This is a genomic window from Sedimentimonas flavescens (assembly GCF_025154035.1).
GTDB lineage: Bacteria > Pseudomonadota > Alphaproteobacteria > Rhodobacterales > Rhodobacteraceae > Rhodobacter > Rhodobacter flavescens.
Genome location: NZ_JAOALJ010000003.1, coordinates 364,362 through 372,672, shown reverse-complemented (window position 1 = coordinate 372,672; position 8,311 = coordinate 364,362). Strand labels below are relative to the sequence as shown.

The following is an 8,311-nucleotide window of genomic DNA, read 5'->3' as shown; positions in this document are numbered from 1 at the left end:
CCGGGTCGATCTGCTTGAGACGGATCGCCGCCGAAAGACCCGCAGGACCCCCGCCAACGATCACTACATCATATTCCATCGACTCGCGGACGATCTCTGACATCAATGCGCTCCTTAAGGCTGACCTTTCGCGTGCTCTCGGCCCCGTGAGTAGCTTACCTGAGGGAACGAAGCAATTGTGACGCAGCGACTTTGCGCAACATTCTTTCGCCTTCGCAGCAATCCAGGGCGTGGATTGGCGCGCCAAATTCGCAGTCGAACCCTTGACACCCGCCCCGCCGTGCGGATTTACACTCGATGGGTGACAGAAAAAGGCCAGACCAAGGGCTTCCATGGAAAAGATACCAATGACGCGCGCCGGGTACGATGTGCTCGACGAAGAACTCAAGGGCCTGAAGACGGTGGAGCGACCCGCCGTGATCAAGGCGATTGCCGAAGCGCGCGCGCATGGCGACCTGTCGGAGAACGCCGAATATCACGCGGCGCGCGAAAAGCAGAGCTTCGTCGAGGGCCGCATCAAGGAGCTTGAGTCGATCCTCGGTCGCGCCGAGGTGATCGACACCGCGCGCCTGTCGGGCTCGGTCAAGTTCGGCGCAACGGTAACCCTGGTCGATGAGGACAGCGACGAAGAACGCACCTACCAGATCGTCGGCGAGGCCGAGGCAGATCTGGAACGCGGCCTTCTGAACATCAAATCCCCCCTTGCCCGCGCCCTGATCGGCAAGGACGAGGGCGACAGCGTCGAGGTCCGCACGCCGGGCGGCGACAAGTCCTACGAAATCCTCTCGGTCCGTTTCCTCTGACCGAGCCGAGCTGAAAGGTGCCCCGCAATGAGCGAGGCCAAACCCGATCCGATCCAGCCCGATGACGCCGCCCTGAGCGGCGTCCGCAGTCGTTTGCAGCCCGAGGCGCGCTTTGGCCGCTCGGAAGTGGTGGCGATTGTGCTTAGCCTGCTGTGGCTGGCGCTGGTGGGCGGATTCTGGGCGCTGATGCCTGCGACCGAGGGCGGCATGACCGCGCTTTCGGCGACCATGTCGTTGGTCGCGGCGGTGCTGCCCATCGTGATGATCTGGGTTGCCGCCGTCACCGCCCGCACCGCGCGCGAGATGCGCGCCGAGGCGCAGGCGCTGAAATCCTCGGTCGAGGCGATGCGCTCGGCCTGGATCAACCAAAGCCACGCGCGCTCGGGGCAGATCGTTGAGAAGAAACTCGACGAGATCGCAGCGGCGGCGCGTCAGACCGAGACTGCGATCGTCACCTTCACCTCGCGTCGCGATTCTTTGTCGACGCAGCCCTCGGCGGACCGCAAGGCCGCGCTTTCGGCCCCACGGCAGGCGGCACCGGGCGAGGACCAGCCCGCGCTGGCGCTTGGCACGCCCGCCGAGGCGCTGGCCGAGCCGGTCTCGGTCGCCGATTTCATCCGGGCACTGAATTTCCCCGACAATGCCGAGGATCGCGAGGGCTTCCGCGCGCTGCGCCGCGCGCTGGAAGACCGCACCATGGCCAAGCTGATCCGCGCGGCGCAGGACGTGCTGAACCTGCTGGCACAGGACGGCATCTACATGGACGACCTGCGCCCCGACCGCGCCCGCCCCGAGCTGTGGCGCCGCTTCGCCCGTGGCGAGCGCGGCCGCGAGATGGCGGCACTGGCGGGGGTTCGGGATCGCTCGTCTCTGGCGCTGACGGCGGGACGGATGCGCAACGACACGATTTTTCGCGATGCGGCGCACCATTTCCTGCGCCAGTTCGACCGCACCCTGACCGAGTTCGAGAAGAATGCCAGCGATCAGGAAGTCGCCGAAATGGCCGAGACGCGCACTGCCCGCGCCTTCATGCTGCTTGGCCGCGTCACCGGCACTTTCGACTGACGCCTAGAGTTTGCGCACCATCACGAAAGACGTCTCGAAGTCAAAGATCAGCGCGGTCAGGCGGCTGTGGCGACGCGTCGCGACCTTGAACCCCAGCCGCTCGTAAAGGGCGCGGGCGCGCAGGTTCTCGCCCACCACGTCAAGGCGCACCTCGCGGAAACCCCGCCGCTTGGCTTCGTCGCACAGGGCCTCGACCAATGCGGCACCGATCCCCGCGCCACGCCATTTCGTCGTCACCGCCAGCCCATCGACGATCATCGCACGGGCGTCCTCGTCCCGTGACAGGATCGCCAGGCAGAGCCCGCGCCAGAGCGCGCCGAACCGGCCATAGACCGCGCGCAGATCGGACTTGTCGCCACCCACGAACGACCCCGATCGTGTGCGATAGCCAATCACGCCGATGAGGTTGCCCTCGCCGTCCAGCGCGCTCAGGACGTGGTCTTCCGAGATCACCCGCTCGATAAACTCCAGCGCCCTGGCGCGCGGCCCCATCACGCGGCCAAGCTTGGCCCCGAAGGCCTGCCAATAGAGCACCGCTGCCTGCGGGCGCTGATCGGGGGCGAGGCCGAAATGGATCATCACGCTCATGCGCGCATCCTTGCGTCGGCCGCGACGAGATCATCGGGCGTGTTGATATTGGCGAAGGGGTCGGGCCGCACGTCGAAGGCCACCTCGGCCGCCCCGGCAAGGGCCACGCGCATCCGCCGCTCGCCCGAGGCAAACAGCTCGGTCAGCGCGGCGCGGTGCGCCACGGGCCAGAGCGCCGCCGTCGGATGCTGGCGGCCTTGCGACGCGGCCATGGCGGGTGCGCCCGCCGCGACAAGCCGCGCGACAAGATCATCCGGCAGGAAAGGCGTGTCGCAAGACGCCGTCACCAATAGATCGGCGCCCTGCGCCTCGGCCCATTCCAGGCCGGCCAGAACACCCGCCAACGGCCCTTCGCCGCGATGACCGGGTGCGTCGGGCAGCACCGGGCACCCAAGATCCGCGAAGCGCGCCGCATCGCCATTGGCCGAGATCGCAAGGCAGCCCACCTGCGGCGCCAGGCGGGCGGCGACATGGGCGATCAGCGGCCGCCCCGCCAAGGCCAGCAGCGCCTTGTCGGCCCCGCCCATGCGGCGGCCCTGCCCACCGGCAAGGATAAGACCTGCGATCACCTTTACCCCCCTGACGCGGCGCCCCGCGATTGATCGGGTACAATGCCGGACTTGGCTTTTCTCTTCCCTAGCGCCTATGACTGGCGCAAGGACGCCCCTCAGACAAGCCCCGAAGATGACCGACACACCCAAACTCGCCCCGGCCTTCTGGCGCGGTTTCCGCCACGGATTGCCCTTCATCCTGGTGATCGTGCCCTTTGGCCTGCTGTTCGGGGTGGCCGGAACCGAGGCGGGGCTCAACCTCGCCGAGGTCATGGGCTTCTCGATCCTTGTCATTGCCGGCGCATCGCAGTTCACCGCCGTGCAGCTGATGAGCGACAACGCCCCCGTCATCATGGTACTGCTGACCTCGCTGGCGGTGAACCTGCGCATGGCGATGTATTCAGCCTCGCTCGCACCGCATCTGGGCACGGCCCCGAGCTGGCAGAAATCGCTGATCGCCTACTTCATGGTGGATCAGGTCTATGTCATGTCGATCCAGGACTACGAAGCCCGGCCTGCGCAGTCGCGTGGCCAGAAGATGGCTTACTATGCCGGGATATGCGCCGTGCTTTGCCCGCAATGGTACATCTCGACCTGGGTTGGTGCGGTAGTCGGCAAGGCGATTCCGCCCGAGTTCGCGCTCGACTTCGCGGTTCCGATCACCTTCCTTGCCATGCTTGCCCCCGCGCTGCGCAGCCTCCCGCATGTCGCGGCGGCGGGCGTCTCGGTGGGGGTCGCGCTGGCGCTGGCCTGGATGCCGTCTGGGCTAGGGCTGCTGATCGCGGCGGTCGCCGCAATGGCCACCGGCGCGCAGGTTGAACAGTGGCAGAACCGCAAGAGGGCGGCGTGATGGATTACTCCAAGGCCGAGATCTGGCTGATCATCGTGGTGCTGGGGATCGGCACCTTCTTCCTGCGCTATTCCTTCCTGGGATTGATCGGCAATCGCGCGCTGCCGGAATGGGCGCTGCGCTATCTGCGTTACACCCCGGTCGCGGTTCTGCCCGGCCTTGTCGCGCCGCTGGTTCTTTGGCCAAGCGCGACGCAAGGCGAGATCGACCCCGCCCGCCTGATCGCGGCGGGTGCGACGGTGCTGGTGGGGATCGTCACGCGCAACACGCTGGCCGCCATCCTCGGCGGGCTTGGGGCGCTTTACCTCGGGCTTTGGCTGATCGGCTGATCAGAGGTTCGGGCGTCCCGGGATCGGCTGGCGCGCCTCTTGCTGCTGGATCATCAGCACGCCCGAGTTGTTGTCGGGATCGCCGTCGTGATGCAGCTTGTCGAGCGCGAGCGGGTATTTCGCGAAAGCATTGGCCAGCTTGATCGGAGAGAAGGTGCGCGGCAGCCCCTCGAAGCCCTGCACGCCTGTCAGCAAGGCGCTGACCGAGTTCGAGCACATCATCTTGCCCACGGCGCCATTGCCTTCGGCGCGCGCGGTCAGCGCCTCGGCCTGCTCCATGGTGATGAAAAGCTTCTGCTCACGCACGTCCCAGGTCTCGCGCGCATGGTAGTCGATGTAGAATTTCCGCATCCGCTCGGTGATGCCGTAATGCACATCGTTCCGCTCGGGCACCCAGGGATGATACCAACTGCCCGCCGGGTCGAACATGATGCGCTGATGGCCGTCGATCATCAGCGCGGAATGCCCGCCCGCGCCCGAGGTCGCACCGATCACCGTGTAAAGCGTAACGGAAGGCGGCTCTCCGGTCACGAAGGCCGCACGGCGCACGTCCTCATCCGGGGCCCAGACGGAATCGCCACCACAAGCCGCCAGAAACAGCGGAAGCAACAGGCAGATGATAAGTCGGCGCATCTGCCTGACCTCCTCGACTCTTTCTGCGGCTGCTCAGTCAGCCGCCTGCAAGTGCGAGAAACACCAGAAATACGATGATCGCAACCGCACTATAGGTCGTGAACTTGATAAATCCGGCGAATGTCTTTTCTTGGGCACGGATATCCATCGTGCCCGGCTTGTGTTCAGCCATGGGTCTCTCCCTAGTTCTCCCTGCCGGGCAAGCTAACCGAGCTTGCAGGCCCTGTCACGCCTGTTGATCGTCCTCGCCCGAGAGGCCTCGCGCAAGGTGGAAACCGATGCGGCGCGGCGCCTCTTCTTCCTCGGCCTTGGGGATGGCGACCAGCATGACGTTAAGCTGGCTGACGTGCTGGATCAGCTGGGTGCGCGCCCCGCCCTCGTCACGGCCATAGAAGGTCAGGATGTCGGGGGCGAAATAGCCGATCCCTTCGATCTGCAACACGCCCGCCTCCCCGCCGGTCAGGCCAAGCGCGATCTCTTCATCGGCGTTCAGCTGGCTTTCGAAATTCTGGATGTAGAGCACCAGCCTCTCATAGGCCCATTGCGCGGGGCTTTTCGCCTCGACCGGTTCGGCGGCGATGCCGGGTGGCAGAGGCAGGCACTCAGGCGTGGGTGGCGCATCGGCATTGGTATGCACGACCCGCGCGCAGGGCAGCGCGCTTTCCTCATGCGCCTCGGCGGTGGTGTGGATCACGGGCGGATCGCGATGGGTCATGCAAGACTCCAGAGCCAGGTATCGTCCTCCCCAAGGGTGCGGCGGACCTGCCCGAGGTGCAAGAGGTGATTGAGATGCGCCACCGCCTCGACCAGCGCGAGGCCGTATTCCGGCTCGCCGATGGGGCGCTTGAACAGCGCCGGGAAACAGGCCGAGGCCGGGCGCGGGCCCTCGGCCAGAAGCGCGCGCAGTCGGCTCAGAGCGCCCTCGTGGTTCTCGATCATCTGGCGCAGGCGAAGCGGCAGGCCGGTGAAGGGTAGCTTGTGGCCGGGCAGGACAAGGTGACGCGCCTCGGCCAGCGGCTGGAAGCGACGGCAGCTTTCCATCCAGTCGGCCACCGGATCGGCCATCGGCTCGGTCGCGTAAACGCCCAGATTGGCCGAGATCGAGGGCAGGAGCTGATCGCCGCCGATCACCAGATCGTCGTCAAGCGACCAGAGCGTGGCGTGATCGGGCGCATGCCCCTCGCCGATCCGCACGATCCACTCGCGCCCGCCGACATGCAGCCGGTCGCCCTCTTTGATGCGCCGGAACCCAAGCGGCAGCGGGTGGACGCAATCGGCAAAGTTGAAGGGGCGCTCAAGCGCGCGGCGCGCGTGCAGATCGGGGTCCATGCCCGCGCGTTTCCAATAGGTCAGGGTCTCGGCCACCGGCACGGGCTGCGCATCGAGCGTCAGCATCCGCGCAAAAAGCCACGAGGTGCGGGTGGTCCAAAGCTCCGCCCCCCGCGACTGGAGCCACCCCGCAAGGCCGATATGGTCGGGGTGGTAATGCGTCACCAGCACCCGTGTCACCGGCTTGCCCGCCATCGGTCCGTCAATCAGGGCCTGCAATGCCGCACGGCATTTCGGCGTGTCGATACCCGGATCGACCAGCGTCCAGCCATCGCCATCATCCAGCGCGAAGCAGTTGACGTGATCAAGCGCCATCGGCAACGGCAAACGCGCCCAGAGAACTCCGGGCGCGACTTCGATCGCTTCGCCAAAGGCTGGCGGTTCGGCCCACGGGTAACGCAGACCGCCCCGCTCGGCTGCGCCGCTCATGCGCTCAGCTCTTCCACGCTCAGCGCATAAAGCCCTTCGGCACCTTCCTTGGCCTCGGCCAGCGCGGCGGCATATTGCGGCAGCAGGCGGCGGATATAGACCGCAGCCAGCTTGGCGCGGCCCGAGGCCCCACCCTCGGCCAGCGCGGCGCGCAGATGGTAATGCGCGCCCAGAACACGGGCAAAGGCGCGCAGGTAAGGCACGGCACCGGCAAAACGGTCCTGCGTGCCCTGACCCAGCATCCATTCAGTATGCTCGCGCAGCGACTCGGTTGCCTGCCAGACGTCTTCAGCGAGGTCCGGCAGTGCCTCGCGCGCGGCCTTGGCCTCGTCCTCGATCTCTTGCAGCAGGCGGAAGGCGGCGCGGCCCTCGTCCATCATCTTGCGGCCGACAAGGTCCATGGCCTGAATTCCGTTGGTGCCCTCGTAGATCGCGGTGACGCGGACATCGCGGTAGAATTGCGCGGCGCCGGTTTCCTCGATGAAGCCCATGCCGCCATGCACCTGCACGCCCTGCTCGGCCACCCACATGCCGACATCGGTGCCATAGGCCTTGGCGATCGGGGTCAGCAGCGCGGCGCGCGCCTCCCAATCCGCCTCGCCAGTGGCGCGGGACATGTCGAGCGCGACCGCGCAGGCCATGGCGATGGTGCGGGCGGCGAAAACCTCGGCCTTCATCTCGGCCAGCATCCGACGCACGTCGGCGTGCTGGATGATCGGGGCGAACTGCACCCGCTCTTGCGCATACTCCAGCGCCTTCTGATAAGCGGCCTCGGCCACGCCGATTCCCTGCACGCCCACGTTCAGGCGCGCGTTGTTCATCATGGTGAACATGGCGGCCATACCTTTGCCTGGCTCGCCGACCATCCAGCCGGTCGCGCCCTCGAAGCTCATCACACAGGTGGGCGAGCCATGCAGGCCCATCTTGTGCTCCAGCGACACGACCTTGAGGCTGTTCGCGACCCCCGGATTGCCATTCGCATCGGGGATGTATTTCGGCACCATGAAAAGGCTGATCCCCTTGGTGCCCGGTGCCGCATCGGGCAGGCGCGCCAGCACCAGGTGGCACACGTTCGCCGTCACATCCGAATCGCCCCAGGAGATGAAGATCTTCTGCCCGGTCACCGCATAGGTGCCATCGCCCATCGGCTCTGCCTTCGAGCGCAGCGCGCCCACGTCCGAGCCCGCCTGCGGCTCGGTCAGGTTCATCGTGCCCGACCACTCGCCCGAGATCAGCTTGGGCAGGTAAAGCTCCTTGATCTCGTCCGAGGCGTGGTGCTCCAGCGCCTCGATCTGGCCCTGCGTGAGCAGCGGGTTAAGCTGCAGCGCAAGATTCGCGCCCGACATCATGTCGTTGACAGCAACCGTCATGGTCATCGGCAGGCCCATGCCACCGAATTCCTGCGGCCCCGAAATCGCAACCCAACCACCCTCGGCGATCTGGCCATAGGCCTCCTTGAAACCGGGCGAGGAGCGCACGACGCCGTTTTCCAGCCGGGCCGGGTGCAGATCGCCATTGCGCAGCAGCGGCGCCATGACCTCATCGCACAGGCGCCCCGCCTCGGTCAGGATCGCCTCGACCGTCTCGCCTGTCGCCTCTGCGAACAGTTCGGTCTCAGCCACGGGGGCAAGCGGCACCACCTTGTCGAGAATGAACCGCAGTTCGGAAACGGGCGAACGGTAAGGCATTTGCTTCTCCCTTGCGCGCGGCTTGGCAAAGCGGACGGGCGCGCGT

12 protein-coding genes are annotated in these 8,311 nt (G+C 66.3%); 4 read left to right on the top strand and 8 right to left on the bottom strand.

Annotated elements, in window-relative coordinates; genetic code table 11:
* A partial coding sequence (locus N3C64_RS08410; protein WP_260013898.1) for an FAD-dependent oxidoreductase occupies positions 1 to 103 on the bottom strand: 103 nt, incomplete at its 3' end.
* A 229-nt stretch (positions 104 to 332) separates the two neighbouring features.
* Between N3C64_RS08410 and greA the strand changes: the two genes are divergently transcribed.
* Positions 333 to 803 carry a transcription elongation factor GreA gene (gene greA / locus N3C64_RS08405; protein WP_218629847.1) on the top strand — a complete coding sequence of 157 codons (471 nt, stop codon included), beginning with the start codon at positions 333 to 335 and terminating at the stop codon, positions 801 to 803.
* A 27-nt stretch (positions 804 to 830) separates the two neighbouring features.
* On the top strand, positions 831 to 1,868 hold the full coding sequence (locus N3C64_RS08400; RefSeq protein WP_260013881.1) for a hypothetical protein: 1,038 nt from the start codon (positions 831 to 833) through the stop codon (positions 1,866 to 1,868).
* 3 nt (positions 1,869 to 1,871) lie between these two features.
* Here N3C64_RS08400 and N3C64_RS08395 read toward each other — a convergent pair whose 3' ends face one another.
* Entirely contained in the window at positions 1,872 to 2,456 is a 585-nt protein-coding gene (locus N3C64_RS08395; protein ID WP_218629848.1) for a GNAT family N-acetyltransferase, read from the bottom strand.
* A complete protein-coding gene (mobA, locus tag N3C64_RS08390; protein ID WP_260013878.1) occupies positions 2,453 to 3,025 on the bottom strand; it encodes a molybdenum cofactor guanylyltransferase MobA in 573 nt (190 codons plus the stop codon). Before mobA ends, N3C64_RS08395 begins: the two co-directional genes overlap by 4 nt.
* Positions 3,026 to 3,140: 115 nt before the next feature.
* Between mobA and N3C64_RS08385 the strand changes: the two genes are divergently transcribed.
* On the top strand, positions 3,141 to 3,857 hold the full coding sequence (locus tag N3C64_RS08385) for an AzlC family ABC transporter permease (RefSeq protein ID WP_260013875.1): 717 nt from the start codon (positions 3,141 to 3,143) through the stop codon (positions 3,855 to 3,857).
* On the top strand, positions 3,857 to 4,186 hold the full coding sequence (locus tag N3C64_RS08380) for a branched-chain amino acid transport AzlD family protein (RefSeq protein ID WP_218629982.1): 330 nt from the start codon (positions 3,857 to 3,859) through the stop codon (positions 4,184 to 4,186). The genes N3C64_RS08385 and N3C64_RS08380 overlap by 1 nt, the downstream gene beginning before the upstream one ends.
* Here N3C64_RS08380 and N3C64_RS08375 read toward each other — a convergent pair whose 3' ends face one another.
* From N3C64_RS08375 to N3C64_RS08355, 5 genes are read right to left on the bottom strand one after another with little or no spacing between them, the layout of a single operon-like run.
* A complete protein-coding gene (locus N3C64_RS08375) occupies positions 4,187 to 4,819 on the bottom strand; it encodes a hypothetical protein (protein WP_218629851.1) in 633 nt (210 codons plus the stop codon).
* A 37-nt stretch (positions 4,820 to 4,856) separates the two neighbouring features.
* Positions 4,857 to 4,991 carry an aa3-type cytochrome c oxidase subunit IV gene (locus tag N3C64_RS08370; protein ID WP_218629852.1) on the bottom strand — a complete coding sequence of 45 codons (135 nt, stop codon included), beginning with the start codon at positions 4,989 to 4,991 and terminating at the stop codon, positions 4,857 to 4,859.
* A 54-nt stretch (positions 4,992 to 5,045) separates the two neighbouring features.
* A complete protein-coding gene (locus N3C64_RS08365) occupies positions 5,046 to 5,534 on the bottom strand; it encodes a DUF6173 family protein (protein WP_218629853.1) in 489 nt (162 codons plus the stop codon).
* Complete coding sequence (locus N3C64_RS08360) at positions 5,531 to 6,577, bottom strand: MBL fold metallo-hydrolase (RefSeq protein ID WP_260013874.1); 1,047 nt, start codon at positions 6,575 to 6,577, stop codon at positions 5,531 to 5,533. Before N3C64_RS08360 ends, N3C64_RS08365 begins: the two co-directional genes overlap by 4 nt.
* Complete coding sequence (locus tag N3C64_RS08355) at positions 6,574 to 8,265, bottom strand: acyl-CoA dehydrogenase family protein (protein ID WP_260013872.1); 1,692 nt, start codon at positions 8,263 to 8,265, stop codon at positions 6,574 to 6,576. Before N3C64_RS08355 ends, N3C64_RS08360 begins: the two co-directional genes overlap by 4 nt.
* Positions 8,266 to 8,311 lie beyond the last annotated feature (46 nt).